Genomic DNA, 26,565 nt, shown 5'->3' on the forward strand with positions numbered 1-26,565 from the left:
CCCCTGCGGGGGTCCCCCCCCCCCCCCCCCGGCCCGCGCCCCCCGCCAGGACTTTTCCATGCCCGGTCCGGCCGGTGCCGGTCAGCCGGTGGTGGCGGGGCTGTGGAAGTAGTGCCCCTTGTCGAGATCCGCGAGGAGGCCGGGCTGGACCGGCTCCCAGTCCAGCAGTTCGCGGGTGAGCGTGCTCGACGCCGCGACATCGAGGCCGAGGAAGCCGCTCAGCCAGGTGAAGTGCTCGGCGGCGGCCTCGGGCGCCACGGACGTGACCGGCACATCGAGATGACGCCCGATCACTTCCGCGATGTCCCGGATCGTGACACCCTCCTCCGCCACACCGTGCAGCACCGACCCGGCGGGCGCCTTCTCGGCGGCCAGCCGGAACAGCCGTGCCGCGTCGAGACGGTGCACGGCAGGCCACCGGTTGGCACCGTCGCCGATGTACCCGGAGACGCCCTTGGCGCGGGCGATGGCGACCAGCGTCGCCATGAAACCTTTGTCTCCGTCGCCGTGGCAGGTCGGGGAGAGCCGCACCACGGACGAGCGCACACCGCGCGAGGCGAAGGCGAGCACAGCCGCGGCGGTGGCCGCCCGGATCACGACGGGCGAGCCCTCGGTCACGGGCATGTCCCGCTCGGTCGCGAGCTGCCCGGGCGCGAAGCCGGCCAGCCCGGAGGCCAGCACGAAGGGCCGGTCGGTCCCGGCGAGAACGTCGCCGAAGGCGTCGACGGCACGACGGTCGGCCTCGGCGGCCTCCTGGAAGCCGCCGCTGAACGCCAGGTCGTGCTTGAAGGCGAGGTGGATCACCCCGTCCGAGGCGTCGGCCGCGGCCCGCAGGACGTCGAGGTCGTCGACGGTGCCCCGGACGACATCGGCCCCTGCCGAAGTGAGCGCGGCGGCCGAGGCGTCGGAACGGGCGAGCCCGACGACCTGATGCCCCGCCTCGATCAGGTCCGGTACGAGGGCGGAGCCGATCCAGCCGGACGCCCCGGTCACGAAGATACGCATGGGAGGAACCCCAGACTCTCGATGTCAGTGACTGTCATCGACAGTAGCACTCCATGTCAGTCACTGCCATCACGTAGGATCTGCGCATGGGCAGATGGGAGCCGAACACGCCGGGGCGCCTGGCGGAAGCGGCGTTGGAGCTCTACAGCGAGCGCGGGTACGAGCAGACGACCGTGGCGGAGATCGCCAAGCGGGCCGGGCTGACCGAGCGGACCTTCTTCCGGCACTACGCCGACAAGCGTGAGGTGCTGTTCTCCGGCTCCGGCGACCTGGAGAAACTGATCGTGCGGGCGGTCGCCGACGCTCCGGAGGGCGCGGCGCCGATCGACGCGGTGGCGCTCGGGCTCGACGCGGTCTCCGAGTTCTTCGCCGACCGACGCGACTTCGCGCGCAGGCGCCAGGCCGTGATCACGGCGAACGCGGAACTCCAGGAGCGCGAGCTGATCAAGCTCGCCTCCCTGTCGGCCGCCCTCGCCGACACCCTCCGCCGGCGCGGCGTCACGGAGCCGGCCGCGAGCCTGGCCGCCGAGGCCGGGGTGGCCGTGTTCAAGGTGGGCTTCGAGCGCTGGATCGACGCGGCGGAGAACGCCGAGGGGCGGGACATGGCGCAGCTGGTGCGGGAGGCGCTGACGGAGTTCAGGGCGGTGGCCGCGGGCCGCTAGGTTCGCGGCCGTAGGTACTGATCCAGGTCGTAGGTACTGATCCAGGTCGTAGGTACTGATCTAGGTCAGCGGGTCCTGGTCGCGAAAGGGCCGCCCTCGCCGAACGCGAGCCGCCCGAAGTTCTCGCCGATGCGGCGGTGACCTGCCGGATCAGGGTGGACCTCGTCGGGCAGCGGGAACTCGGCGTAGTCCCTCTCGCCGTACAGGTCACGGCCGTCGAGATAGTGCAGGTTCGGGTCGTCGGCCGCCCGCTGTGCGACGATCCGGGCGAGTTCGTCGCGGATGACGTTGAGCGTCAGGCGTCCCGCGGCGCGTTCGGCCGGATCGCCCGTCGCCCTGAACCGCAAGGTGCCGCCGGCGAAGTCGGGGGCGAGAGGGCCGGGCGTGTCCTCCTGGACCGGGCACAGGATGGGGGAGACGACCAGCAAGGGTGTGGTCGGACGGCCCTCGCGGATGGTGTCGAGGAAGCCGTGGACCGCGGGGATGAAGGCGCGCAGGCGCATGGCATCGGCGTTGACGACATTGATGCCGACCTTGACGCTGATCAGGTCCGCGGGGGTGTCCCGTATGGCGCGTGCGGTGAACGGGTCGAGCAGCGCGCTGCCGCCGAACCCCATGTTGACCAGCTCCACTTCGCCCAACGCGGCTGCCAGAGCCGGCCAGATGGCGGTCGGATGCGTGGCGTTCGAGCCGTGGCTGATGGAACTGCCGTGGTGCACCCACACCCTGCGCCCGCTGTCCGGTGCCCGCTCGACGGGGGCGTCGGTGCGCAGGGCGATCAGCTCGGTGATCTCCGTGTGCGGGAGCCAGATCTCGATGTCCTTGTCACCCGCCGGCAGGTCGGCGAACCGGGCGGTGCCGGCAGGGCCCTCCGACAGCTCGGAGGACTGGGTGACCATGTCGGTGATCGTGTGCACGTTGCCTCCGGCCACCGTGGCCTGGGCCGCGAGACGGCCGTCGATCAGCAGGTCGTACACGCCGTCCGCCGGGGCCGGGAATCCCCGGTAGACGCGCTTGGTGGGCAGCGTGTCCAGTTCGATCCTGGTGGCCCGGGTGCGGAAGGCCAGCCGTACGCCGGAGGGCTGGGCCTCGGCCACGGCCAGTTGGTCGTCAGGGATCTGCCGGCGCGCCCGGGCGGGCAGCCGATGCGGCAGCAGGCCCTGCGCGGTCGCTTCCACGTCGACGAAGCCGCGCAGGATGTCCGCGGTGACAGGTGTGGTGATCGTGTCGTGCTCAGCGGTCATTGCCTCAGCCTGTTGATCAAGGTTGTCGGATGTTCACCGAAAGACACTATGACTTTTCCTAAAGGCTTTAGGCAACTGGCGTGCCGCGACAGGACTGGGTGGGACGTCGACGCCCGGCACCCGCGCAACTCGCCCGATCCGGGGCACCGCTGGTTCCGCGACCGGCTGGCAGTCGCGGTCCTGGCGCCGTCCGGGACACCGGACAGCTGAGGGCGGTGCCCGGTCCGCCGCGGCTCAGCCGGCGGTGCCGGAGAGTCGTCGCAGGACCTCCAGCGCCTGCTCGGCGTGCTCGTAGGGCACGAAAAGGTGGTCGTGGTGGAAGCCTGCTACGACATTGCAGCTCAGGCCCGCGTCGGCGAGCGCGCGGGCGACCGCGGCGGTCAGCCCGACCGCGTCCAGCGCGGAGTGGACGCGCAGAGTGATCCACCCGGCCACATAGTCGTACGCCATCCCCGCCGCGTCGGCGTCCGCCTGCGACACCACAAGGGTGAGGCCTTCCTGCTCGGCGACCGTGACCACGGGGGAGACCCCGGAAGGTACGCCGCCCTCGGCCATGGTGAAGACGTAGCGGCCCGGATTCAGCTCCGGTCGCATGCCGCTGAGCAGGGTGCGCAGATCAGTTTCGCCCGTCACATGCCCCACACTAAGGGCCGTCCGGCCGGACGGCCGCTCAGGATTCCTCCGTCCGAGCATCCGTGGCCGCCGGCTCCGGCAGCGGGGCGGGCCGGACGGCGACCGCGTCGACCTCGAACAGCATGCCGGGCAGCGCGAGCGACGCCAGGCCGCTCAGCGTCTGGGCCGGCAGCCGGTCCCCGAAGCGCGCGTGCAGAGCCTTGCCGAGCACCTCCAGCTTCTCGGCGTCGTGGTCGACGATGAAGGTGCCGAGCCGGACGACGTGTTCCCAGCCGAGCCCCTCCGCTTCCAGGACGAGCCGCAGACGGTCGAAGGCCAGGTCCACCTGTGCGGCGAAGTCCCCGGGCACCGGTGCGCCGGCGGCGTCGGACGCGTACTGGCCCGCGATGAAGACGAGTTGGCCCGGTGCCGAGACGGCGTGGCTGTAGCCGAAGGGCGTCGGGTCGTGAACGGCGGGCGGGTTGGTGATCGTGCGCTCGTCGCGCGCCATGGAACGTGCTTCCTTCCTTCGGGCACCGCCGCCCCGGCAGACGGGGTACGGCACGTGCGTATCCGCGGGCAACAGTCGTCTCTCGACTCCCCAACGCCCGGGCGATACGGGTCATTCCACCCTTCCTCAGGGTTCACACAAGGGCCCGGTCAGGGACAACCCGGATGTCGGTCACACGACGGCGGCGGGAGCATGGTGGACATGACGCACACGAATGAGACGGCCGGTACGACCACGACGTTCCCTTCCCGACGAGCCTTCACGGGCGCCTGTGCGGCGGGAGCCCTGACACTCGCCACCGGCGGCGCCACAGCGCGGGCATCCACGCCGCCTGCACCGGCCGACTTCACCGCCTTACGCGCCGCGATCAGCGACCTCGCCCATCCGGAGGCGACCGCCGCCCAGCTCCTGGTGGAGTGGCAGGGCAGCCGGTGGTACGGCACGGCGGGCGCGACGGACAGCGCCGACAGGCGGCCCGTGCGGAGGGACGACCGGTTCCGGGCGGGCAGCGTGACGAAGGCCCTCGTGGCGACCGCCGTCCTCCAGCTCTGGGCGGAAGGCCGGGTGGATCTCGACGCCCCCGTCACCCACGCGCTCCCGGGCCTCGGGCTGCCCGCCGGATTCCGCCGGGTCAGGATCGCCCACCTGCTCAACCACACCAGCGGTCTGCCCGATGCCCAGGGCCTGCCGGACCTCAGCACCCCGGAAACCGTCCTGCGCCACCGCTTCGACCACTGGACGCCTGAGCAACTGGTCGGCACGGTGACGCACGCCCCCCTCAAGTTCGAGCCCGGCACCAAGCAGGAGTACCGCGGCATCAACTACGTGCTCCTCGCCCTGCTGACGGAGCAGTCGACCGGACGCCGCTACGGCGACGTGATCGCCTCCCGGATCCTGCGCCCCCTCGGACTGACCCGGACCTTCCTCCCCGGCGACGATCCGCGTATCCACGGCCCGCACATCCATGGCTACCTGCGCATGACGGACGGCACCCTGCGCGACGCCACGGTCTACGACCAGTCCGCCTCCTGGGGCGAGGGCGAACTGGTCGCCACCGCCGACGACCTCTTCCGCTTCCAGCACGCCCTGTTCAGCGGCGCAGTGCTGCCGCCGCGAGCGCTGGAGAAGATGGTCACCCTGCCGCCGCCCACCGTGCGCATGCTGGACGGCAGCCCGGCGCGGTACGGCATGGGCCTGCAGACGGCCACGGTGAACGGCACGACGTTCTGGGGGAAGTCCGGAGAGTCGTACGGATACCGCACGCGCATGTTCGCCACCCGCGACCTGACCACCAGCTTCGTCCTGTCGTACACCCCGACACCGTTGAACGCCCAGGAGGACATGATCACCCGTGTCGTCACCGCTCTCACGTCCCCGCACCCACAGCGTTCATGATCCGTTGTCACACCGGGCCTGTACCCTGCCGACGGCCAGCCGACCAGCCGACCAGAGGGCACGATGACGCGCAGCTCCAGACCGTCGACCGAAGCGATACTCGCCGCGCTCCCCGAACTGGCACCGTACGCGCGCGACGCGGTCGTCCTGCACCCCGGGCGCGGCGAGCCGGACGCGGGGAGCAGTTCGATCGGTGGCCCGCTGCTGTGGCCGAGCGACGAGGCGTGGCCTGAGTGCTCCTTGCCCGACGTGGACAGCCCTGACGGAGTGCCGGCCACCGCCATGGTGCCGGTCGCCCAGGTCCACCGGCGCGATGTGCCCGGTCCGTGGTGGCCCGCCGACGCCGACCTCCTGCAGATCCTGTGGTGCCCGAACGAACACTGGGACCCTCCGGCGCAGCAGGCCGATGTCAGCCCGGTGCTGGAGATCCGCTGGCGCCGAGCCGCCGACGTGGTGAGTCCGCTGACGACGCCACCGTCCCCGTCGCGGTACGACGAGGACGGCTACCTGCCCCAGGCGTGCTCCGTCACCGCTGAGCACGCGACGGACTTTCCCTACCGGGACGAACTGCCGCCGGAACTCCGCCCCCGGCTGGCCGACCTGGTCCGTGAGACCGGCGACGGTGGCGACGGCATCACGCGCGTCCCGGGCTGGAAGCTGGGCGGCTGGCCGACCTGGCACCTGGCATACCCCTCCGTGTTCCGGTGCGGTGCGTGCGGAACGGAGATGACCTTGCTGTTCACCGTGGCGAGCGACACGGAGACCGGTGTGGTCGTCGGCCGCTACGGCGAGCTGAGGATCTTCACGTGCCCCGCCGACCACCGGCACCCCTTTCAGGCGGACCTGCACTGACCGGCGGGCGCCACCTGCCTCCACCACAGAGGGCATGTTCGACCTCGGCTAGCCGCGGACGGTGTGCAGCAAGTGGTCGCGGACGCGGACCACGTCCGGGTTGTCGGGGACGCCGGGGCGCTGGACGAGGTATCCGGTGTTGATCGGGGGGTCGTCGGCTTCGTGCAGGAGCAGGAGGTCGCCGGAAGCCAGTTCGTCGGCGCACAGGTAGCGCGGCAGCACGGAGAAGCCCGCGCCGGCCATGACCGCGGCCTTCACGCCACGCAGGTCCGGCACGGTGACGGCGGCGGGGCAGGAGAGCCGGCGGCCGAAGACATGACGCCAGTAGCGGCGGGCGATGGGCAGGTCCTCCGCGTAGGTCACCAGGGGAACCGAGTGGAGCACCGACGGTCCCTCGACGGCGAGCGGCTCCTTCAGGCGCTCGGCCCACGAGGGTGCCGCCACGAGGACGAACTCCTCGTCCGCCAGCGGGACCGCCGACAGCGTACGGCCCCGTGGGCGGGTCGTGGCGATCACCAGGTCGTGGCGGCCGGCCCGCAGCTCGTCGAGCAGTGCGTCGGTCAGCCCCACCGCCACCCGCAGCCGCACTCCCTCGGCCACGAGCGGCGCCAGTGCCGGCAGCACGCCGGTGCACAGAAACTCGGCGGGACCCGCGAGGTGCACCGGTTCGGCCGTCCGGCCCGCCGCCGCGTCCGGGCCGGCGACCGCGGCGAGCATGTCGAGCCCCGGCGCGACCCGCGCCGCGAGTTCGTCGGCCACGGCCGTCGGCGCGACCCCACGCGGAAGCCGCTCGAACAGTTCCCGTCGCGTCTGCCGCTCCAGCGTGCGCATCTGCGTCGTCACCGTGGGCTGCGACAGACCCAGCAGCTGGGCGGCACCGGTGAACGAGCCGGACCGGTACACGGCGAGGAACGTGCGCAGCAGGTTCAGATCGAGCGGGTGCGGGCTGCCGGCCGGCTGCGGCGCCGGATCCTTGCCATGAGAGTTGCTATCGCTCACGTAGACAGCCTACGTGTTTTCCTATGGCAGGCATTCTCTGCCGGTGTCAGGGAATCGCGGCGCGCTGTGCTTCACGCACGATGTCGTGTCCGTCGGCCGGGGTGAGGTAGCGGCCGGCGACGAGGTCTCGCGTGTCCTTGGCCACCGCACGGACGTACGCCCGGTGCGTCGCGTACAGCTGAGTCAACTTCTCTGCGTCGAAGGGGACTTCATGGCCGGCTATCCGGCAGAAGGAGGGGCCGGTGGAAGTGCCGTTCCAGGTGCTGGAGGGTACGTCCAGATACGGGGAGCGCAGCCCGCCGCGAACGTTGCCGTGCTCGTCGAGCACCGGTCGGCCGTCGTGCACCGCGATGGGGTCGGCGTGCGGCGGCGGGGTGCCGTGCCGGACCCAGGCGTCGAGATTGCCGAGGGCGGCGTCGAAGAACACATGGCTCGGGAAGCGGCTGCGTGGGCCCTCGTTGCAGTTCATGGGCGGCACACCGCGCCCTGCCTTCTCGATGTCGGCGGGGGCGGCGGCGTAGTACAGCTCGTCCGGTGTGGCGTGGCCGGCGCCGGCCATCTCGTAGTGCCGGTAGCGGTCGGCGGGAGCGTCGCCGTCGGGACGTCGGGCGTCGATACCGGCGAGGTAGTCCGACTGGGACATGATGTGGACGATCGGTACCCCGACGTTCTCGAACTGCTTGCGTGGATCGCCCTTGGCGGGCACCGGGTCGCACTGGTTCATCGGGACCGCGCCGGCGAAGTCGCCACCCGCGACGGCGACCAGGTAGCCGTCGTACACCGGCTTGCCACCGCGTCGCCGGACGTCCAGGGGATGGATGCCGTTGATGTAGTTGTACAGGTAGCCGCCGGTCTGCGAGTAGCCGAAGCCGTAGAGGTGGTCGGCGTGGCGGCCGTCGCGGTAACGGGCCGGGTTGGCGGGGCTGTCGGTCCGCAGCAGATGGCCGACCTGGCTGTAGATGTCCCAGGCCAGGCCGTTCTCGGTGGTGCGAGAGGAATCACCGGGGACGGTGGCACAGTTGCGCGGGTCGTCCAGCGGCAGCGGGTTGGCGAAGTTCAGCGAGCCGTACCGCTCGGGGTCGAACTTCTGCAGCGCCTGCACGGCGGTCGGCTTGGCGGTGATGCCCACCCATACGTCGCCGCTCGCGATGAGTTGACGGTGCATCAACGCCCAGCCGATGTTCAGGTCGAACAGATTGGACGGGTTGAGCATCTCTGTCACGACCGTGCCGCTGAAGTGCGAGGACGTCACCGGTCGGCGCACCAGGATGCGGGTCGTGTACGGCACCCCGGCCGTCCGCACCTGCGCCGGTCCGGGCCCGGGCCAGCTGTAGACATTCGCTGTCCCGCTGACCAGGTACTCCTCCTCCACGTAGCCCACCTTCCCCAGGCCCTCGGGCCGCCGCGTGTGCGCCGCGCCGCCGAAGGCATGGGAGCGGGGGGTGTCCGGCAGGGGGCCGGTCAGGTGCGGAACGGCGAGAGAATCGGCGGCCGGGGTGTCCCGCGGCGCGGTGGCGGCCGCGGGGCCTGCGGCGAGGAGGCTGCCGACCAGGGCCGTGGCGGCGGTGAGTGCGACCAGTGGGCCAGGGCCCGACCGGAGCAGGCACTGTGAGGTCCGTCCGGGATCCAGCGATTTCAGCGATTTCATGGTTCGTCCCTCCTGCGCGGGCGGGCATCATGGCGGCCCGACCGGGAGCGTGGCGGCGGCCCTGGAGCCGCGGTAGGCCAGGAAGGTATAGAAGTCCCAATGTCAGGCATAGGCGTCTTCATTGGAAACAAATGCCTCGGGAGCCTACGTTCGAGAGCGTCAGTGAGCAGGAGCAGTCACCCTCCCCGAAAGACACACCATGTCGAAGATCCTCTTTGTGATGACCGGCGTCGACTACTGGACGCTGGCCGACGGCACCCAGCACCCCACCGGCTTCTGGGCCGAGGAGGCCGTCGCCCCGTACGAGGCATTCAAGGCCGCCGGCCACGAGGTCGTCGTCGCCACACCGGGCGGCGTCGTCCCCACCGTCGACAAGGGCAGCCTCGCTCCCGAGGTCAACGGCGGTCAGCAGGGCGCCGACAAGATCGCCGCGACCCTCGCCTCCATCGCCGAGATCAAGAACCCGATCCGCCTGGAGGACGTCAGCCTGGACGACTACGACGCCGTCTTCTACCCCGGCGGCCACGGCCCCATGGAAGACCTCGCCGTCGACGCCACCTCCGGCAAGCTCCTCATTGACACCCTCGCCTCCGGCAAGCCGCTCGGTGTGGTCTGCCATGCCCCGGCAGCGCTGCTCGCCGCCGAACGGGACGGCGCCAACGCCTTCGCCGGCTACCGGGTGGCCGCGTTCACCAACGCCGAGGAGACGCAGGCAGGCTTCGCCGACAAGGCGAAGTGGCTGCTCCAGACGCGCCTCGAAGAGGCCGGAGTCGACGTCCGGGCCGGCGAGCCGTGGGCGCCGAACGTGGTCGTCGACCGCAACCTCGTCACCGGCCAGAACCCCGCCTCCTCCGCCCCGCTCGCCGCCGAGCTGCTGAAGAAGCTGGGCTGAGCAGTGGATGCTGACCGGGGCGACGAGGCCGGCGACGCCGCCTACACCACCACTATGGGCGTGTCCCGGTCAGCGGTCCACCAGTACGTCCGCGACAAGGACGACGCGTTCCGGCGGCGACCACCTGGATCTCGGTCACTGCCCAGCTGCTTCTCGGGCGATCCGGTCGAACTGGGCGCCCATGGCCTCGGAGAGTGCCTTCGCGGCGGACAGCGGTCGGACCATGACCAGGAAGTCGTCGATCTTCCCCGCCTCGTCGAAGTGGAGGAAGTCGCAGCCCTGGATCTGCTTGCCGTCGACGGTGGCGGTGAAGACGAAGGCGTGGTCGCGGCCGTCGGGGTTCGCGATCTCGCGGACGTACGTGAAGTCCTCGAAGACACGGGAGACGCCGCGCAGGATCGCGGCGGTGATCGCCTTGCCCGGGTACGGCTTGAAGGCGACCGGGCTGGTGAACACGACGTCCTCGGCCAGCAGCGCCTCCAGGGCGGCGTGGTCTCCGGTCTCGACGGCCTTGCGGAAGGGGTGCACGAGATCACCTCTAGTCAATTTGTTGAGTAGGTGCGTTGGACACTATCGTGACCGCATGGCATTGCGTAACGCGGTGATGGCCGCGCTCCTCGAAGGAGAAGCGTCCGGCTACGACCTCGCCAAGGAGTTCGACGCCTCCGTCGCGAACTTCTGGATGGCCACCCCGCAGCAGCTCTACCGGGAGCTCGAACGCATGGAGGGCGAGGGGCTCATCGTCGCCCGGGTCGTCGAGCAGGAGCGCCGGCCGAACAAGCGGCTCTTCTCGCTCACCGAAGCCGGGATGGCGGCGGTGCGCGCCTACGTCGCCGAACCGCCGGGCAGGCCGACGGCCATCCGCGACGAGCTGATGGTCAAGGTGCAGTGCGCGGACGTCGGCGACATCGAGGCCGTCCGAGCGGCGATCACGGAACGTGGTGAGTGGGCCGCGGCCAAGCTCGCGCGTTACGAACGGCTGCGGGAGCGCCTCCTGAAGGGGCGTACGGAGGACGAGTTCTTCGCGGAGGCCGAACGGGTCGGGCCGTACCTGACGCTGCTGCGCGGTATGGCCTTCGAACGGGAGAACCTCCGGTGGGGCGAGATCGCGCTCCGCAGACTCGAACGACGCGCGATGACGGCCGGGGGACACAAGCCGGTCACCTCAGAGGCGTGAAGCCCCGTCTCACGACCTCCCCGCGCACCACGACCTCTCCGCCCCACTCACCGAACGGAGGCCCCGCCCATGCCCGGCACAGCGGATCACTTCTCGCGGTTCGTCGCTCTCGGCGACAGTCAGACCGAGGGCGTCGGTGACGGCGACGACACGACGGGGCTGCGCGGCTGGGCCGACCGCCTCGCCGCGCACCTGGCCCGGCACAACCCCGACCTGACGTACGCCAATCTCGCCGTCCGTGGCCGCCTCGCCGGCCAGGTCCACGCCGAACAACTCGCCCCGGCCCTCGCCCTGCGGCCGGACCTGGCGACGGTGGTGGCAGGGGTCAACGACCTGCTGCGGCCCCGCTTCGACGCCGACGAGGTCGGCGCTCACCTGGAGGCGATGTTCGCCGCGCTCACCGCCCAGGGGGCCCGCGTCGCCACACTCACCTTCCCCGATGTCGCCCGCATCACCCCGCTGGCCCGGCCCGTCCGTCACCGGGTCACCGCCCTCAATCACCGCATCCGCGAGGCCGCACGCCGGCACGGCGTCGTGGTCGCGGAGACCAGCCACCACGCCGTGGTCACCGACCTCCGCCTGTGGAGCCCGGACCGCCTGCACGCCAGCCCCCTCGGTCACCAGCGCATCGCCGCCGCCGTCGCCCACGCCCTCGCCCTGCCGGACAGCGACGACTCCTGGACGCACCCGCTGCCCATCCCGCCGGCCCCGGCCCCCGTCGGCTGGCGCGCCGGTGTCGGCGAACTGCGCTGGGCCGCCGACTTCCTGGGGCCCTGGATCGGCAGGCGCCTGCGCGGCCGCTCCTCGGGCGAGGGCCGTACCGCCAAACGCCCGCGCCTCACCCCTCTCACCCCCCTCGCCGCCGAGCACGCTCAGGGCGGCACCTGACGGGTGAGCGCGCGTTCCATGCACGTGTGAGCCCTGCACGCGCCCCCTTCCGTACGAGAAGACTGCGCTGTCGCGGGGCGGGCGGCCGGGTGCCCTCCGCCCAGGGTCCGAGTACCAGAAAGGCAGGTCGGCCGCCGTGCTGTTGCGTCTGCCCACGTCCGTGACGGAAGCCCAGGAATGTCTGACCGAGGGGGCCGTACCCATAGGCGGCGCGACGCTCGTCTGGGCCACCTGGCAACGGGACGGATTCCCCGAACTCGCCATGTCCCTCCGTGAGGTGCCGGAGGCCAACGCGATGGGACGGGAGACCCTGGGCGGCGCCGTCGTCCTGCACCGAATAGACGAACGGGTCCCGGACGTCCTACGGCTGGCCGCCGCCACCGTCGGCACCGGTGCCGTACGACGGACGGCGACGGTCGGCGGCAACCTCGTCGGCAGTACGCTGCGCTGCCTGCTGCCCGCCGCACTCGTCCTGGACGCCCGGGCCACGGTCCTGGAACCCGACGGCCTCCACGAGACCGACCTCGCCGAGGTGGTCGCCAAGCGTCCCCTTCTGCTCAGCCTGCGCTGGCGCACGCCGATCGCCTCGGCGTACCGCAAGCTGCCCGGCGAGGCCGGCGGGGAGCCACCCCTCGTCGTGGCCTCCGCACTGCACGCCGGGGACGAGGGGCCCGACCGGCTGCGCGTCGCCGTACGGGACGGCTACGACGTGCTCAGCGGCACCACCCCCTGCGGCGCCGACGCCGAAGAGACCCTCGTCGCACTGCGCGGCACGGCCCTCGGCGAACTGCCCGCCACCGCCTGGGAATCCATCCGCCCGCAGGTCGTCGGCCTCCTGGAGGGCCGCGGCGCGAACTGAGCGGACAGCCGAGCCTCCGGTCGTTTGCGATGTCGGCAAAGAAGCTGGTCGATGGGCATCGTCCTGCCTGAGCCTGGCCGGGTACGACCCGTGTACCGGAGAGGCGGACGACGACCGTGACGACGATTTCCCCTGCCCAGCCCCCGCTGTTGAGCAGACGCAGACGCTGGACCGTGCTGGCCGTCTGCTGCCTGAGCATGTTCCTGGTCGGCCTGGACACCACGGTCGTCAACGTCGGCCTGCCCGCCATCGGGCAGGGCTTGGGCGTGGGGACACGCAGCCTGGAGTGGACCGTGGACGCGTACACCGTCGTCCTGGCCGGACTGCTGATCTCCTCCGGCGCGCTGGCGGACCGGTTCGGGCGCCGACGGGTGTTCCAGTGGGGGCTGACCGTCTTCGGCATGGCCTCGCTGGCCTGCGCCCTGGCCCCGACGGTGGGCGCACTGGTCGCGGCCCGCGCGGTGCAGGGCATCGGTGCCTCCATGCTCAGCCCCGTGGCCCTCGCGATCGTGGTGAACGCGATGCCCGATCCACGGGAACGGGCGCAGGCGATCGGCATCTGGGCCTCGGTGTTCGGGCTCAGCATGGCCGCGGGCCCGGTCACCGGCGGAGCCCTCGTCGCGGGCCTCGGCTGGCGGTCGCTGTTCTGGATCAACGCTCCGGTCGTCGTCGCCGCCCTCGTGCTCAGCGCGGTGTTCGTGCCCGAGTCCCGGGCACAGCAGGCGCGACGGCTCGACGTACCGGGGCAGATCCTGCTGACCGTGACGATCGGGGTCTGGGTCGGCGTCCTCATCGAAGGGCCCCGCATCGGCTGGACGTCGCCGGCGGCGCTCGCCGCCTACGCCGTGGCCGCCGTGGCGACGGCGGGATTCGTGTGGGTGGAGTTCCGGCAGGACGAGCCGCTGATGGACCCCCGGCTCTTCCGTGGCCCGGTGTTCAGCGGTGCGGTCCTGGGGGCCGTGGCCGTGTTCGTCGCCCTGAACGCGGCGCTGCTGCTCAACACCCTCTACCTTCAGCACACCCGGGGGTACAGCCCGCTGGCCGCCGGGACGGCGACCCTCCCCATGGCGGTCGGAGCGACCGTCTGCGCCCCCTGGTCCGGCCGTTTGGTCGGCCGTACCGGCCCAAGGCTGCCGCTGAGCCTGGCCGGCGGCTTCCTCACCGCGGGCGGGCTGTGCCTGGCCGGGCTCGACCGGGACACGAGCCTCCTCCTGCTCCTGTTCGCCTACCTGCTGATCGGCGTCGGGTTCGGCTTCGCCAACGCGCCGATCACCAACACCGCGGTCAGCGGACTGCCGCCCGCCCGGGCCGGCGTGGCGGGCGCGATCACCTCCACCGCACGCCAGGTCGGCGCCGCCCTCGGCATCGCCCTCGCCGGCGGCCTGGTCGCGGGCACCGGCCCGACGGGACTCGCCCACGCCTCCCGCCCCGGCTGGATCCTGGTCGCCGCCTGCGGAGCCGTCGTACTCCTCGTGGCCTACGCCGCCCGGCCGAAGCCACGGGTTCAGAACGAGGCACCCGGTACGGCCGCGGCGGCGCGGACACGCTGAGCGCGCCGGAGGAACCCGCCAGGAGATGACCAGGGCAACGCAAGATCCTCTATCATGGGATCCGCCCTTTTTGTCCCCGGCTGGGAAGCGTGCCGAGAGCGCCACGGAACCGGAAACACAAGGTCGGCACGGCCTACCGATTCGACAGCCGACGGGATACCCCTGGAAGGGCGGCCTCCGCCGAGGCCGCTTCCCCGTGGAAGGAGCCCAGCCGTGGACGGATGGTACGTGGACGACCGCTGCACGAACTGCGATGTGGCCCGGCAGTTCGCGCCCGAGCTGATCGGCGAGGTCGACGGGAAGTCGCGGATCCTGCGCCCGCCGGCCGACGAGGCGGAGAACCAGCGCTTACACGCCGCCGTCTTCGCCTGCCCGACCCGCTCGATCCGGCCGGTGACCGGGCGCGCGGACCAGACGCTGGACCCGTTCCCGATGGCCCTCGACGACGGGGTGCTGATCTGCGGGCACAACTCGACACACAACGCGGGCGCCAACTCCTACCTGCTGCTACGGCCGTCCGGCAGCGCCATGATGATCGACACGCCCCGCTTCAGCCGCGAACTGGCCGAGCGGTACACGGCGTCGGGCCCTGTCACCGACGTCCTGCTCACCCATCGCGACCACGCCGCACACGGCCGCCGCTACGCCGACCACTTCGGTGCCCGGCTGTGGATCCACGAGGGCGACCTGGACGCCGCGCCGGACGCGGACCAGGTGATCCGCGGACTCGAACCGCTGGAGATCGCCGAGGGCGTCACCGTCCACCCGCTCCCCGGGCACACCCGGGGCAGCGTCCTCTACCTCGCCGACGACCGCTACTGCTTCAGCGGTGACAGCTTCTACTGGTCGCGTACGACCGGTGATCTGGAGGTCGCCGAGAGCGTGACCTGGTACTCCATCGAGGAACTGGCCCGCTCCCTGGCCCGGACGGCGGGCAGGCTGCGGTTCGAGTGGGTCCTGCCGGGCCACGGAGACCGGCGGTACCTGCCGCCCGACGAGATGGCCCGGCGACTGCGCGGCCTGACGGAGCGCACGCAGCTGCTGCACCCCCGGCCGATCGACATCACGGCCGTCCGCTGGTGACGTGACGCCTTCCGGACCCGCTAGGCGAGCCAGAGCGAGCCGCGCCGGTGGCGTGCCGGCGGTATGTCCACCGCGTCCGCGGCATCGAGTGCGAGCCGGCCGGTGGGCGAATTCACCAGCCGCAGGAGGGCCCCTGTCCGGGCTCGGAGCCGCTGGCGCGTTCGGCGCTCCTCCTCGGCGGACCAGCGGGCGACGGACCGGTCCCGCTGGTGTCGAGGGAACGAGTAGACGTCCACCGTGCGGCGGATCGCGCGAGGCCGGGGCCTTCTGGACTCCTGCGCTGCTTCGAGGAGGCTGCGGGTGCTGTATCTGAGGTCGTGGAGCACGACGGAATGCCAGGGCCTGCCTGAAGAGCGGCCTTGGGCACTCCGAGCGTGGGACGGGCGCATGTGGTGGGCGGTGCGGGTCACGGGACTCCGTTCGCGGCAACCGCCAGGTCTCTCCTGGCGGGCTACCTGAAACCCGTCGGCCCCGCCGAACGCACGTATTCCACGCGCGCAACCCTAACGAGGGCGCTCGCCGTCCCGCACCGGGATTTCACCGCTCGGCTTCATGGCACGGCCTGGATCTCCGGGATGAACACGGGCACCGTCCTGGCCAGCCGGTACAGGTGGTCGCGCCAGCGATGGATCGCCGCTCGGCGGGGGAGACCCCGTAAGCCGCCCGGAACACCCGGCTGAAGTGGGAGGCGCTGGTGAACCCCCAGCGGTGGGCCACGGCGGCCTCCACGAGCCGGGACAGGAACGGTGTCAGCAATCCGCCGAGCGCCGACCCGGAGTCGAGCGGGGAGAGCTGCCCCGGCCGCACGTATGCCTCGCGGCCTGCATCGGGCCCAGCATCGCTGTGCGGATCGTGCCGCAGTCGACCTCGTCGGACACCCCCATGTCCACGAGCCCTGGTTCCGGCGTGGATGAATACGGCGACATGATCTCCGCCCTTCGGGAAGTGCGCTGTTCCGGACACACCGTGCATCCGTGAGATCGGGAATGCGCGGCCGGGCACCACTGGCCTGCTGTGATGTCTCCCACGTGCTCTTGTCGAAGCGGGGAAGGCGAACCTAGGTTCGGTGGTATGTCCGCCTCAAATGCCGCACTTCCTGACGAGCCGGTCGACTTCGCCGTCGACCTCACCGGCCATGAAATGACCCGGCGGGCCCATGTGATGGAGTCACTCGGCGCCGACTGGGATCCCGTCAAGGTGATGCGTGACGAGGAGGCGGCGTACGACCTGCTGTACTCGGGCCTCGACGAGGAGCAGCAGCGGCTGTACGACACCCTCGTCGCGGCCGGTGTCCTCCCGCAGCGCGGGGACGGCCGTGCTTCCGCTTGATCCCCAGGCGGACATCGGACGCCGGGCCTGGGTGACCTGCCCGAACTGTCGGGACCACCTGGGATGCCCCAGGTGCGAGGACCGGCGCAGGTGCACGGACCACTGGCGCTACCTGCTGTCGAACACCGGCAGCCTCCTCCACCTGCAGTGCCCTTCGTGCACCCACATCTGGGACCACGAGACGGGCTTCGGCGCCACCCGCACCCGGTGGACACGCACGCCCGGCGACCTACGAGGACAGTGACCAGGCACCCCGGTCCGTGTGCGTGTGCCCGGGTCGACGTGCCGGTGCGGTCGTTGCGACCGGGTCGGGCGATGGTCACCGTGAACGGGTGATGCTCGTTCCGGGCCGGCTGTGGCGGCGGGGGACGGTGAGCCGGGCCGTGGGCGCCGGCCTCGCCGCCGACGCCTTCTTCGCAGCCTTCGTGCTCGTCGAGTCGGGGTCCTGGACGGGTGCCGTGGTGGTCTTCGTGGTGCTGAGCCTGTTCTACGGGCGTCGAGTCGCGCGCCGGATGGACTCGATCTGGCCCGCCGCCAAGGGCATGAACGGCGCCGACCGCGGCCGTGGTGCGCGCCACCCGCAGAGGTGAGGTCATCGGCGACTCCCGGCTGGCGTGTTCGCCGGTGCGGATGATCTGCGAGACCAGCAGGTCATTGGTGCCATCGTCGCCCAGCTCGGCGGTGCGGGCGGCGGCGTCATGGGCCTCGGTCAGGATGGTCTCGGGGGCTTCGAGGAGCCGCGAGAGCATCGCCAGGACCTCCTCCACCCCGTCCGGCGGACGCGGGATCGAGGTGATCTCGGTGACGTGCCGGGTGCCGGGTTGCCCGGGAGCGCATGCGTAGGCGTCCGTCAGCGCACGCGTTTTTCTGTCCGTGGACGCATCACGATGGCCCGTGAGCCTGCCCGGCCGCATGATGGTTGAATGTGGAACAATTGACGATGTCGGTGCGGACCGAGCTGCCCGTGTGGGCTGAGAGGTGATTCACGATGAGCAATGTCGAGACCGACCCCGTCGAAGTGCGATGCGGCACGGAGGCGGACGGCGAGCCGGCTGCCGGGGCGCCCCGGGTCGACGTCCTGACCCCCCGCGACGTACCCCTCGGCGGGCCACGCGCGATGACGGTGCGGCGGACGCTGCCGCAGCGCGCCCGCACCCTGATCGGTGCCTGGTGCTTCGCCGATCACTACGGCCCCGACGACGTCAGCACGACCGGCGGCATGGACGTGGCCCCGCATCCCCACACCGGCCTGCAGACGGTGAGCTGGCTCTTCAGCGGGGAGATCGAACACCGCGACAGCCTGGGCAGCCACGCCTTCGTACGGCCCGGCGAGCTGAACCTCATGACCGGCGGCTACGGCATCAGTCACTCGGAGGTCTCCACCCCGCGGACCACGATCCTGCACGGCGTCCAGCTGTGGGTGGCGCTGCCGGAGGAGCACCGCGGCACCGCACGCGACTTCCAGCACTACGCTCCCGAGCCCGTACGGACCGACGGCGCCGAGATCAGCGTCTTCCTGGGCTCCCTCGCCGGGTCCACCTCCCCGGTGCCGACCTTCACGCCGCTGCTGGGCGCCGAGATCGTGCTCCGGCCGCGCGCGGCCGTCACGCTCATCGTGGACCCCGGCTTCGAGCACGGCCTCCTCGTCGACCAGGGCGCTGTCCGCCTGGCGGACGTCCTCCTGCGCCCCGCCGAGCTGGGCTACGTCCACCCGGGCCCCGGCGCGCTCACCCTGACCAACGAGTCCGACGACACCGCACGGGCGGTCCTCCTCGGCGGAACCCCCTTCGACGAAGAGATCGTCATGTGGTGGAATTTCATCGGCCGCAGCCACGAGGACATTGCCAAGGCCCGCGAGGACTGGCACAACGCTGCCGACCGCTTCGGCGCCGTCGAAGGGTATCCGGGGGACCGTCTTCCCGCGCCCGCCCTCCCCCATGCCACCCTCACTCCGCGCCGGAATCCGCCGCGTCACTGACCCGGCCAGGGCCTGGCCTCCCAGCTGGTCCAGGAGGCCTGTTGCCTCGTCCGAGTGACTGCGAGCCGTTCCGATCCGGCCTCGTCCATGGCGCACGAGTCCTATGCCTGGGGGACATTCCTTCTGTCCGGGTGAAGTCGTGGAGGCGGGGGGTTGGTTCGGGCCGTAGTGCACGATCTGCGCGAGTACCAGGTGACCGTGGCCCGGCCCCGCACCTCACGTGCCGGGCCGGGCCACCGTTCAGAAGTCCCAGCTCTGGCTCCGCGCTCCGTTGCAACTCCAGCTCACCAGATTGGACTTGAGCAGCGGTGCCGCGGCGTATGCCGGAGGCCCCGTCAAGGCACTGCCGACCGCGAGCCCGATGGCCGCCAGCAGCGGCACCAGTCGTTGCGCAGCTCTCATGCTTCTCCTCCTCGTAGCCAGTGCGCGATTGCGCTGGCCCATGCCTGGCCGCCGAGGGTTGTCCGGCGCCGGGACGCGGACGCCGGACATCAACGACCGGACATCGACGCCGCGTTGCGACTACGGAAAGGGAGGCCATGCCACGCGCCGAACGCCCGCTTGACCCGGACACCGGTCCGCTGACACGGTTCGCGGCCGACCTGCGGAAGCTGCGCGAGACGGCAGGACGGCCGCCCTGTCGGGTACTGGCCCAAAGGGCGCACTATGCGTCCACGACACTGTCGGACGCCGCAGCCTGGCGCACGCTTCCGAGCCTGAGTGTCACGCTCGCGTACGTCGAGGCATGCCAGGGTGACCGCCGCGCATGGGAATCCCGGTGGCACGCCGTCGCCGCCCGCGTCTGCGACAGCGCGTACCCGCGGATCACCAGAGCCGAATGGACACGGTACTTCCCGGCGGCCGACTTCAACCCGCCCTGTCCTACCGCGAGATGAGGGTGGTGCCGTACGGTGGCCACGCCACGGGTCGGTCGGCCGGGCGGGCGTCCAACCCGCGCCGGGTCGTGGCTTGAGTGGCTCATCGGTCCTTCTCGGTGAACATGTCGATCAGGCCCTGAGCCGTGTTGTCGTCGGAGTCGATCGCGGGCAACTCCACACCGTCGACAGCGGCGCCCTCGGCGCTGCGCGGGAACATGGCCTGCTCGTACTCGGTGAGCGCGGCCTCGATGTCGTCGGGGTGCGCGGCGAGGGCCTTGCCGAGTTCGGCGCCGTCGAGCATGGCCAGGTTGGCGCCTTCGCCGTTCGGGGCCGACAGATGGGCGGCGTCGCCGAGCAGGGTCACCCCCGGCACCCGGTCCCACCGGTGCCCGGTCGGCAGAGCGTAGATGGGGCGCAGGACCGGCGCGGTGTCGCCGTCGGTGATCAGCGCGGTGAGTTCCGGTGCCCAGCCGTCGAATTCCTGGGCGATCCGTGCGGTGGCCGCGTCGGCATCGGTGAAATCGATGGCGGCGAACCAGTCCTGCGGCCGGGACAGCATCACGTAGGCATGCAGGGTGTCGCCGCTTTCCCGGTGAGCGAAGATCTCCTGGGCCGGCGCGGGCGCGATCATCGACCCGCCGCCGACGGCTTTCGCGGTGGCGGGATGCCGGGTGTCGGCGTCGAACAGGTAGGTCTCGACGCACGACGTACCGCAGTACGCGGGTGTCGCGGGGGACAGCAGCGGCCGGACCCGCGACCACGCCCCGTCCGCGCCGACCAGCAGCCCGGTGACGACGGTGCTGCCGTCGGCGAACGTCACCTCGTGGCGCCCCTCGCCGAGGGCCCGGGCGACGCTGACCTTGTGCCCCCACCGGACGGTGTCGGCCGGGAGCGAGTCGAGCAGGATCTGCCGCAGCTCGCCGCGCTGCACCTCGGGGCGTCCGCCCGTGCCGTCGTCGGCTTTGTCGAGAAGGACGGTCCCGTCCCGGTCGAGGACGCGCATCGCCTGGCGTCCCTCCAGCACGATGGCGCGGAACTCGTCCATCAGGCCGGCCGCCTTGAGGGCGAGCTGCCCGTTGTAGTCGTGGATGTCGAGCATCCCGCCCTGCGTCCGCGCCCCCGGGGAGGACTCGGCCTCGTAGACCGTGACCGGTATTCCATGGAGGTGCAGGACGCGGGCCAGCGTGAGTCCGCCGAGTCCCGCGCCGATGATCGTGACAGGGGTGTGCATGGTCGCTCCTGGATGATCGGGGCCGCCCGGTGAGCTCCGGCCGGCCTTCTCCAAGAAAGGTCCCAGCCCCCACCGACGAGCCGCCGACATCGGACCGACGGCCCCCGACAGACGACCGACACCCGGAAGCAGTGCCGGTGCCGTGAGCGGGGTGGTCGCCCTTGCTCGACGTGACCGGGCTTCGTAGGCTCACTCGATGGGACACGACGACCTTCCGACCCTTGAACTCGCCTTTCCCGGTCCGGAACGTGACCGTGGTGTGGCGGCGATACTGAGCGGCCGGAAGACCGCGCTCACCGGTCTCCTGGAGATCTACGAGCACGCCGGAGAGGCGGTACCGATGGCCGGTCAGCGATTCTCCGTGCTTGACTCCGAAGGCCGTCCGGCCGTCACGATCGAGCTCGTCGACGTGCGCGTCGTACCTGTGAAGGAGATCGACGACGACTTCGCACGAGCCGAGGGACGCGGTTACGCCGACGTCGCGCAGTGGCGGGCAGCCCATGAAGAGTTCTTCCGGAGCGATGGTGTGAGCGAGTTTCTGGGCCGCACTCCGGTCATCGACGATGACACTCTCGTCGTTGCCGAACGCTTCCGAGTGGTCGCCCTTGACGAGCCCATGCCCTTCGCGACCATTAACAGCTGACACCCCGCCAGTGCCCCCTGCCGAGGCCGGCTGAAGTGGGCGATGCCCTCTGCCGCCTGCGAGAATCGGTTTGTCCGGCGAGCGAGGAGGTTGCCCGTGTGTCGCCTGTTCGGCCTCAGCAGTGCCCCGAGCCGCACCCATGCCACCTTCTGGCTCCTCGACGCGCCCGACAGCCTCAGCCGGCAGAGCCGTCGCGACCCGGACGGCACCGGCCTCGGCTACTTCACCGGCGACGGCACCCCACACATCGACAAGGCCCCCATCGCGGCCTACCAGGACCGCGCTTTCGCTCAGGACGCCCGCCAGGCGCAGTCCGTCACCTTCCTGGCCCATCTCCGCTTCGCCTCCACGGGCAGCCTGGATGTCCGCAACACCCACCCCTTCCAGCAGGACGGACGGCTCTTCGCGCACAACGGAGTCATCGAGGGCCTGGACCAGCTCGATGACCGCCTGGGTGCTGACCGGACACTGGTCAAGGGCGACACCGACTCCGAGCGGTTCTTCGCCCTGATCACCCAGGAGACCCGCGAGCACGACGGCGACGTCACCGCCGGAATCGAGCACGCCGCTGCCTGGGTCGCCCGGAACCTGCCTGTCTACGCCCTCAACCTGATCCTTGTCACCCCCGATCAACTGTGGGCCTTGCGTTACCCGGAGACCCATGAGCTGTACGTCCTTGAGCGCCCGGCGGGCGGCCAGCACGGCAGCCGCCATCTGGACCACAGCGGCAGCCACGGCCGTATGCGCATCCACTCCGCCAACCTGGCCGCCCAGCCCGCGGTCATCGTCGCCAGCGAACGCATGGACGACAACCCGCACTGGCGTCTGATGGAGCCCGGCGAACTCGTCCACGTCGGCCCCGACCTGCACACCGACCGCCGAGTGGTCCTGCCCGGTCCGCCATCGCACCGGCTCACACTCGACGACCTGCGCCCCGAGGCCGCCGCCTCCCAGAAGGCCGCATAGCCCCGCGGTCACAGGAAGCGGCCGTTCGGCGTGCAACCGACACCCCCGGCGCACGCGTCGCATGGCACATGGAACGTGCATGGCTTTTCTCTCTCATCCCCTTGACGATCGGCGTGGTCTTCCTCGGCTTCGGTGTGCACGGGCTCCGCCGTGCCAGCGCGCTTCGCCGCACCGGTGTCGATGCCAAGGCCCGGATCGTCCGCCACGAGGCCATGCGGAGCGACGAGGGCGCCACGTTCTACCACCCGGTCGCGGCCTGGACGGCCGGGGACGGAAGCACGTGCGAGTACTCCTCCAGGTTCGGCCGCGCAACGGTGGGACCCAGGTTCGGCGTGGGGGCGCAGGTCGTGGTCCGCTACGATCCGAAGGCCCCGCACCGGTTCGTGATCGAGGGCTGGGACATGAAGGCGGTCGACCTGTTGTGCGTGGTGCTGGGGTCGCTGTTCACGGTCGGCACGGTGACGGTGCTGCTCATCCGTCTGCTCACCCTCTGAGGCGCCCGGAGGAGATGCGGTGCCGGGACTGAGGGCAGTGCGGTCGGTCAGGCGACCCAGGCGCTGGTGAGGCCCTGGACCGCGGAGCCGTCGGTGTCGGCCAGCTTGGTGCCGACGAAGGTGCGGGCCCAGTCGGTGGTCTGGATCCGGAAGGCGGGCCGGTCGGCGTGGAGAGCTTCCATGACCGCCTCCGCCGCCCCGGCCGGGGTCTGGGCGGTGCCGTCCAGGAACTGCTCGACGGTGCGGTCGATGTAGTGGCGCAGGGCGCCGGTGTACGGTCCGGCGTCGAGCGGGGCGTCGAGGTCGACGCCGATGTTGTTCACGAACTCGGTGGCCACGGCGCCGGGCTCCACGACGGACACGCTCACGCCCAGCGTCCCAGCGACGGGGGCGAGGCTCTCCATGTATCCCTCGACGGCGAACTTGGCCGCGCAGTAGGCCTCGTTGAACGGCTGGCCGATGACGCCGCCGACACTGGTGACGGTGATCAGGCGGCCTCCGGTGGCGCGCAGGTGCGGCAGCGCTGCCTTGGAGACGTTCAGCACGCCGAAGAAGTTGACCTCCATCACGTTGCGGATGTCGTCCATGGAGTCGTTCTCCAGGGTGCCCAGGTGGCCGGCTCCCGCGTTGTTGACGACGGCGTCCAGGCGGCCGTAGTCGGCGATCACGCCGTCGACGGCAGCGGCGACGGATGCCTCGTCGGTCACGTCGAGCCGGCGGATGTCGAGTTCGACGCCCGCTGCGGCGGCGGCCTTGCGCAGCGCGTCGGCGCGGGTGGTGTCGCGGAGGGTGGCGACCGTACGCCAGCCCGCCCGGGCGGCGGCGACGGCGGCGGCGAGACCGATACCGGAGGAGGTTCCGGTGATCAGGACGGTGCGGGGGGCGGCAGAGTCAGCGGACATGGGGGAGCCCTTCCGTAGTTTGTGTGCGTGCACACACAACATAGCTTTATGTGTGTGCGCACGCAACACGCCTATACTTGATCCATGCCGAAGAAGCTGCCCCAGGCCGAGATGCCCGCCGCGGACTACGCCTTCTACGGGCTGGTCTGGGCCGGCACGGTGATGACCGAGCGCGTGGACCGAGCCCTCGTCAAGGCGCACGATCTGCCCGTCTCCTGGTTCGAGGTGATGCTGTGGCTGGTGTCCAGCCCCGAACCCGTGCCCGCCTCCGTCCTCGGCAACAGCACCATGCTCAGCCGCAGCCAGGTCTCCCGGGTCGTGGACGCCCTCCAGGCCCGCGGGCTGGTGGCGCGTACGCCCTCGGAGCGCGACGCGCGGTCGGTCGAGGTCTCGCTCACCGCCGAGGGCCGTCGCGTCTTCGAGCAGGCCGACGCCACCCGTCGTGAGGTCCTGGCGCCGGTCTTCACCGACCTGCTCGACGAGCACGACATCGAGGCCCTCGGCACGGTGTGGCGCAAGCTCAAGGCGGAGAAGGAGAAGCTGGGCCGGGAACCGGCGACCGGGTCCACCCGGCCACGCCGGTGAGCCGACGACCGTGACACCGGCCGCCCGCCATGAGGACATCAGCGGGCGGCTGCTCCGCCGGTGTCAGCCCTGTTCGCGCAGGCCCCACGGCGAGCCGTACTCGGCGAGCAGGTCGAGGAAGGGGCGGGGCGGAAGCGCCTCGGGGCCGAGGACACCCTTGCCGGACCAGACGCCCGTGGCGAGGAGCTCCAGGGCGACGACCGGGTTGAGGGCCGTCTGCCAGACCACGGCCTGGGAGCCGTACTCGCGCATCGACCACTGGTTGTCGACCACGTGGTAGAGGTACACCTCGCGCGGAGCGCCGTCCTTCGTGCCCTTCACCCAGGTGCCCGCACAGGTCTTGCCGGTCATCCGCTCGCCGAGGGTGGCCGGGTCGGGCAGGCAGGCGGCGACCACGTCGCGCGGGGACACCCGCACGGGCCCGTCCTCGCCGGGGACGGTGACCTTCGCGGTGGCGTCCAGGCCCAGTTCGTGCAGGGCCCTCAGCTTGTCCATGAAGTCGTCGCCCAGGCCGTACTTGAACGTCACCCGGCGAGCGTCCACCCAGCGCGGGATCAGCAGCACCTCCTCGTGCTCCACGTTCACGCACTCCACCGGGCCGATGCCCTCGGGGAAGTCGAAGACCTCCGGCTCACTGAACGGCGCGGTGGTGAACCAGCCGCGCTCCTTCTCGTAGACCACAGGAGGGTTCAGGCACTCCTCGATGGTGGTCCAGATGCTGAAGGACGGGGCGAAGCCGTAGCCCTCCACGGTCAGGTTCGCACCGTCGCGGACACCGATCTCCTCGATCTCGTCGAAGAGTTCGTCCGCGGCGTACCGGGCGAAGACGTCGGACAGACCGGGTTCCACCCCCATGCCGACCAGGGCCAGCCGGCCGGAGTCCGCCCACCGGTCCGCCAGCTCGAACTGGCCGTCGCCGAGCTTGACCCCGCACTCCTCGTACGGGCGCTCGGGGTGCGGGGCGGACAGGGACATCGCCATGTCCAGGTAGTGCACACCCGCCGCGAGTGCCGCGCGGAACAGGGGCATCACGAACCGCGGGTCGGTGGCGTTCAGCAGGACGTCGCAGCGCTCCTCGGCGAGCAGCCGGCGTACGCCGTCCTCGTCGGAAGCGTCCAGGCGCCGCGCGCTGAACCGGTCGGCGTGCTCCTTCAGTGCGGCGACGGCGGCCTCGGCCCTGGTCAGGTCGTAGTCGGCCACGACCATGCGGGTCACAAAGCCGCGACGGGCCGCGATCCGGGTGATGGCGGTTCCCACCCCGCCCGCGCCCACCAGCAGTACGCGCATGTCCACACACCTTTCTCCTCAAGTACGGCCAACGAGATGCCCTGATGCAACGGGATGGGCCCCTGTAGGGTCAACAGCGTTGGCATAAGGGTCGCGGTCGTAGCGATGAGGTGGAGTGGTCCGCATGGCCAAGCAAGTGGTGCCGGAATCGGCGCGTCGCAGGCGCCGGCCGACACAGCAGGGCACCGTGCTGTCCGAGAGGCTCATCGTGCACACCGCGCTACGGGTGCTGCGGGAGCACGGCACCACCGGCCTCACCGCGCGCCGGCTGGGCACCGCCCTCGGCGCCGACCCCAGCACCCTCTACCGCTACTTCGCCGGCATGGACGACCTCACCCGCGCCATCGGCGAGGAGCTGATGGGGCGCGCGCTGGACAGCTGGTCCGCCACCGGCGAGTGGCGGGCCGACCTGCGCGCCCTCGGCCTCGCCATCCACGCGTCGTACCTCGCCCACCCCCAGGCCGCTGCCCTGACCGCGAGCCGGGTCACCGGCCGGCCCCGCGAGATCGCGGTCGACGAGACGATCCTCGGCATCCTGCGCACCGCCGGCTTCTCCGACGTCACCGCGGTCCGCCTCTACCACGCCTTCATCGACCTGAGCCTCGCCTTCGCCGCCCTCGACGCCGGAGCACTCGCCCTGGCGGAAGAGGCCCGCGCGACGGACGAGGAGATGTGGACCTCCACGTACGCCCGGCTCCCCGCGGAGTCGTACCCCCACATCGCCGCGACCGCCCGCCTGCTGGCCGCCCGCATGCCCCACAGCGCCTACCCGGTCGTCCTGGACACCCTGCTGGACAACGCCGCCGCACAGCTGACCGACGGAGGGTAGGTGTGAGCCAGATCACCCGCCGATCGTCGCATCCCTTTGCGCCCCCGCCGAGTCGGATCAGCGACG

General features: G+C 71.2%; 29 protein-coding genes and 2 pseudogenes. 18 read left to right on the top strand and 13 right to left on the bottom strand.

Translation table 11 applies throughout. From position 1 onward, the window contains the following. Positions 1 to 81: 81 nt before the first annotated feature. Positions 82 to 1,005, bottom strand: a complete 924-nt coding sequence (locus ABZ937_RS31425) for an SDR family oxidoreductase (RefSeq protein ID WP_361696732.1) — start codon at positions 1,003 to 1,005, stop codon at positions 82 to 84. An 86-nt stretch (positions 1,006 to 1,091) separates the two neighbouring features. On the opposite strand from ABZ937_RS31425, the gene ABZ937_RS31430 reads away from it, so the two are divergent. Beyond that, positions 1,092 to 1,667, top strand: a complete 576-nt coding sequence (locus ABZ937_RS31430) for a helix-turn-helix domain-containing protein (protein WP_361696733.1) — start codon at positions 1,092 to 1,094, stop codon at positions 1,665 to 1,667. A 65-nt stretch (positions 1,668 to 1,732) separates the two neighbouring features. Here ABZ937_RS31430 and ABZ937_RS31435 read toward each other — a convergent pair whose 3' ends face one another. The 3 genes from ABZ937_RS31435 to ABZ937_RS31445 form a co-directional block, all read right to left on the bottom strand. Beyond that, positions 1,733 to 2,911, bottom strand: coding sequence for a GDSL-type esterase/lipase family protein (locus tag ABZ937_RS31435; protein WP_361696734.1), 1,179 nt, complete (start codon positions 2,909 to 2,911; stop codon positions 1,733 to 1,735). Between the two features lie 234 nt (positions 2,912 to 3,145). Then, positions 3,146 to 3,544 (bottom strand): ACT domain-containing protein, encoded by a 399-nt coding sequence (locus ABZ937_RS31440; protein WP_361696736.1) that lies wholly within the window; start codon positions 3,542 to 3,544, stop codon positions 3,146 to 3,148. A gap of 37 nt (positions 3,545 to 3,581) precedes the next feature. Further along, positions 3,582 to 4,034 carry a Rid family hydrolase gene (locus ABZ937_RS31445; RefSeq protein WP_361696737.1) on the bottom strand — a complete coding sequence of 151 codons (453 nt, stop codon included), beginning with the start codon at positions 4,032 to 4,034 and terminating at the stop codon, positions 3,582 to 3,584. Between the two features lie 201 nt (positions 4,035 to 4,235). Between ABZ937_RS31445 and ABZ937_RS31450 the strand changes: the two genes are divergently transcribed. Both ABZ937_RS31450 and ABZ937_RS31455 read left to right on the top strand, forming a co-directional pair. Continuing rightward, complete coding sequence (locus tag ABZ937_RS31450; RefSeq protein ID WP_361696738.1) at positions 4,236 to 5,429, top strand: serine hydrolase domain-containing protein; 1,194 nt, start codon at positions 4,236 to 4,238, stop codon at positions 5,427 to 5,429. A gap of 63 nt (positions 5,430 to 5,492) precedes the next feature. Then, entirely contained in the window at positions 5,493 to 6,281 is a 789-nt protein-coding gene (locus ABZ937_RS31455; RefSeq protein WP_361696739.1) for a hypothetical protein, read from the top strand. Between the two features lie 48 nt (positions 6,282 to 6,329). Here ABZ937_RS31455 and ABZ937_RS31460 read toward each other — a convergent pair whose 3' ends face one another. Both ABZ937_RS31460 and ABZ937_RS31465 read right to left on the bottom strand, forming a co-directional pair. Continuing rightward, positions 6,330 to 7,280, bottom strand: a complete 951-nt coding sequence (locus ABZ937_RS31460; protein ID WP_361696740.1) for a LysR family transcriptional regulator — start codon at positions 7,278 to 7,280, stop codon at positions 6,330 to 6,332. A 46-nt stretch (positions 7,281 to 7,326) separates the two neighbouring features. Further along, positions 7,327 to 8,928, bottom strand: a complete 1,602-nt coding sequence (locus tag ABZ937_RS31465; RefSeq protein WP_361696741.1) for an alpha/beta hydrolase domain-containing protein — start codon at positions 8,926 to 8,928, stop codon at positions 7,327 to 7,329. Positions 8,929 to 9,127: 199 nt separating this feature from the next. Here ABZ937_RS31465 and ABZ937_RS31470 point away from each other — a divergent pair, with 199 nt between their 5' ends. Then, on the top strand, positions 9,128 to 9,820 hold the full coding sequence (locus tag ABZ937_RS31470; protein ID WP_361696742.1) for a type 1 glutamine amidotransferase domain-containing protein: 693 nt from the start codon (positions 9,128 to 9,130) through the stop codon (positions 9,818 to 9,820). Positions 9,821 to 9,955: 135 nt separating this feature from the next. Here ABZ937_RS31470 and ABZ937_RS31475 read toward each other — a convergent pair whose 3' ends face one another. Then, positions 9,956 to 10,348, bottom strand: a complete 393-nt coding sequence (locus ABZ937_RS31475) for a nuclear transport factor 2 family protein (RefSeq protein WP_361696743.1) — start codon at positions 10,346 to 10,348, stop codon at positions 9,956 to 9,958. Between the two features lie 55 nt (positions 10,349 to 10,403). Between ABZ937_RS31475 and ABZ937_RS31480 the strand changes: the two genes are divergently transcribed. The 5 genes from ABZ937_RS31480 to ABZ937_RS31500 all read left to right on the top strand — a co-directional run bounded on the left by ABZ937_RS31480 (position 10,404) and on the right by ABZ937_RS31500 (position 15,377). Beyond that, positions 10,404 to 10,997: a PadR family transcriptional regulator gene (locus ABZ937_RS31480; protein ID WP_361696744.1), complete on the top strand. Its 594-nt coding sequence runs from the start codon at positions 10,404 to 10,406 to the stop codon at positions 10,995 to 10,997. Between the two features lie 69 nt (positions 10,998 to 11,066). Further along, a complete protein-coding gene (locus tag ABZ937_RS31485; RefSeq protein WP_361696745.1) occupies positions 11,067 to 11,885 on the top strand; it encodes an SGNH/GDSL hydrolase family protein in 819 nt (272 codons plus the stop codon). Between the two features lie 136 nt (positions 11,886 to 12,021). Beyond that, positions 12,022 to 12,744, top strand: coding sequence for an FAD binding domain-containing protein (locus tag ABZ937_RS31490; protein WP_361696746.1), 723 nt, complete (start codon positions 12,022 to 12,024; stop codon positions 12,742 to 12,744). Positions 12,745 to 12,893: 149 nt separating this feature from the next. Further along, positions 12,894 to 14,294 (top strand): MFS transporter, encoded by a 1,401-nt coding sequence (locus ABZ937_RS31495; protein ID WP_361696747.1) that lies wholly within the window; start codon positions 12,894 to 12,896, stop codon positions 14,292 to 14,294. Positions 14,295 to 14,507: 213 nt separating this feature from the next. Further along, positions 14,508 to 15,377, top strand: coding sequence for an MBL fold metallo-hydrolase (locus tag ABZ937_RS31500; RefSeq protein WP_361696748.1), 870 nt, complete (start codon positions 14,508 to 14,510; stop codon positions 15,375 to 15,377). A 537-nt stretch (positions 15,378 to 15,914) separates the two neighbouring features. On the opposite strand, the pseudogene ABZ937_RS31505 reads toward ABZ937_RS31500, so the two are convergent. Beyond that, a pseudogene (locus tag ABZ937_RS31505) lies at positions 15,915 to 16,100 on the bottom strand (AraC family transcriptional regulator); the annotation flags it as partial. Positions 16,101 to 16,448: 348 nt separating this feature from the next. On the opposite strand from ABZ937_RS31505, the gene ABZ937_RS31510 reads away from it, so the two are divergent. From ABZ937_RS31510 to ABZ937_RS31520, 3 genes are all read left to right on the top strand, one after another. Then, complete coding sequence (locus ABZ937_RS31510; RefSeq protein WP_361696749.1) at positions 16,449 to 16,706, top strand: DUF6400 family protein; 258 nt, start codon at positions 16,449 to 16,451, stop codon at positions 16,704 to 16,706. Continuing rightward, positions 16,693 to 16,950, top strand: a complete 258-nt coding sequence (locus ABZ937_RS31515) for a hypothetical protein (protein ID WP_361696750.1) — start codon at positions 16,693 to 16,695, stop codon at positions 16,948 to 16,950. Before ABZ937_RS31510 ends, ABZ937_RS31515 begins: the two co-directional genes overlap by 14 nt. Positions 16,951 to 17,038: 88 nt before the next feature. Next, a complete protein-coding gene (locus ABZ937_RS31520; RefSeq protein WP_361696751.1) occupies positions 17,039 to 17,296 on the top strand; it encodes a hypothetical protein in 258 nt (85 codons plus the stop codon). A 27-nt stretch (positions 17,297 to 17,323) separates the two neighbouring features. Here the strand turns inward: ABZ937_RS31520 and ABZ937_RS31525 are convergent. Further along, positions 17,324 to 17,518, bottom strand: a pseudogene (locus ABZ937_RS31525) (ferritin-like domain-containing protein); the annotation flags it as partial. Between the two features lie 176 nt (positions 17,519 to 17,694). Here ABZ937_RS31525 and ABZ937_RS31530 point away from each other — a divergent pair. Then, entirely contained in the window at positions 17,695 to 18,684 is a 990-nt protein-coding gene (locus ABZ937_RS31530; RefSeq protein WP_361696752.1) for a pirin family protein, read from the top strand. A gap of 240 nt (positions 18,685 to 18,924) precedes the next feature. On the opposite strand, the gene ABZ937_RS31535 is transcribed toward ABZ937_RS31530, so the two are convergent. Together ABZ937_RS31535 and ABZ937_RS31540 are read right to left on the bottom strand one after the other, a co-directional pair. Beyond that, positions 18,925 to 19,086 carry a hypothetical protein gene (locus tag ABZ937_RS31535; RefSeq protein ID WP_361696753.1) on the bottom strand — a complete coding sequence of 54 codons (162 nt, stop codon included), beginning with the start codon at positions 19,084 to 19,086 and terminating at the stop codon, positions 18,925 to 18,927. A 576-nt stretch (positions 19,087 to 19,662) separates the two neighbouring features. Next, a complete protein-coding gene (locus tag ABZ937_RS31540; protein WP_361696754.1) occupies positions 19,663 to 20,793 on the bottom strand; it encodes an NAD(P)/FAD-dependent oxidoreductase in 1,131 nt (376 codons plus the stop codon). A gap of 196 nt (positions 20,794 to 20,989) precedes the next feature. Between ABZ937_RS31540 and ABZ937_RS31545 the strand changes: the two genes are divergently transcribed. The 3 genes from ABZ937_RS31545 to ABZ937_RS31555 all read left to right on the top strand — a co-directional run bounded on the left by ABZ937_RS31545 (position 20,990) and on the right by ABZ937_RS31555 (position 22,896). Beyond that, positions 20,990 to 21,436, top strand: coding sequence for an ASCH domain-containing protein (locus ABZ937_RS31545; protein ID WP_361696755.1), 447 nt, complete (start codon positions 20,990 to 20,992; stop codon positions 21,434 to 21,436). Between the two features lie 96 nt (positions 21,437 to 21,532). Next, a complete protein-coding gene (locus ABZ937_RS31550) occupies positions 21,533 to 22,402 on the top strand; it encodes a class II glutamine amidotransferase (protein ID WP_361696756.1) in 870 nt (289 codons plus the stop codon). 68 nt (positions 22,403 to 22,470) lie between these two features. After that, positions 22,471 to 22,896 (top strand): DUF3592 domain-containing protein, encoded by a 426-nt coding sequence (locus ABZ937_RS31555; protein ID WP_361696757.1) that lies wholly within the window; start codon positions 22,471 to 22,473, stop codon positions 22,894 to 22,896. Positions 22,897 to 22,943: 47 nt separating this feature from the next. Here the strand turns inward: ABZ937_RS31555 and ABZ937_RS31560 are convergent, their stop codons facing one another. After that, on the bottom strand, positions 22,944 to 23,798 hold the full coding sequence (locus ABZ937_RS31560; RefSeq protein ID WP_361696758.1) for an SDR family NAD(P)-dependent oxidoreductase: 855 nt from the start codon (positions 23,796 to 23,798) through the stop codon (positions 22,944 to 22,946). Positions 23,799 to 23,882: 84 nt separating this feature from the next. Here ABZ937_RS31560 and ABZ937_RS31565 point away from each other — a divergent pair, with 84 nt between their 5' ends. Continuing rightward, complete coding sequence (locus ABZ937_RS31565) at positions 23,883 to 24,383, top strand: MarR family transcriptional regulator (RefSeq protein WP_361696759.1); 501 nt, start codon at positions 23,883 to 23,885, stop codon at positions 24,381 to 24,383. Positions 24,384 to 24,446: 63 nt separating this feature from the next. Here the strand turns inward: ABZ937_RS31565 and ABZ937_RS31570 are convergent, their stop codons facing one another. Beyond that, positions 24,447 to 25,670, bottom strand: coding sequence for a saccharopine dehydrogenase C-terminal domain-containing protein (locus tag ABZ937_RS31570; RefSeq protein WP_361696760.1), 1,224 nt, complete (start codon positions 25,668 to 25,670; stop codon positions 24,447 to 24,449). A gap of 124 nt (positions 25,671 to 25,794) precedes the next feature. Between ABZ937_RS31570 and ABZ937_RS31575 the strand changes: the two genes are divergently transcribed. Further along, the gene (locus ABZ937_RS31575; protein ID WP_361696761.1) at positions 25,795 to 26,499 is read left to right on the top strand and encodes a TetR/AcrR family transcriptional regulator; all 705 of its coding nucleotides are present in this window, start codon (positions 25,795 to 25,797) and stop codon (positions 26,497 to 26,499) included. The last annotated feature ends 66 nt before the right edge of the window (positions 26,500 to 26,565 follow it).

The sequence above is a fragment of the Streptomyces sp. NPDC046727 genome (assembly GCF_040645635.1).
GTDB lineage: Bacteria > Actinomycetota > Actinomycetes > Streptomycetales > Streptomycetaceae > Streptomyces.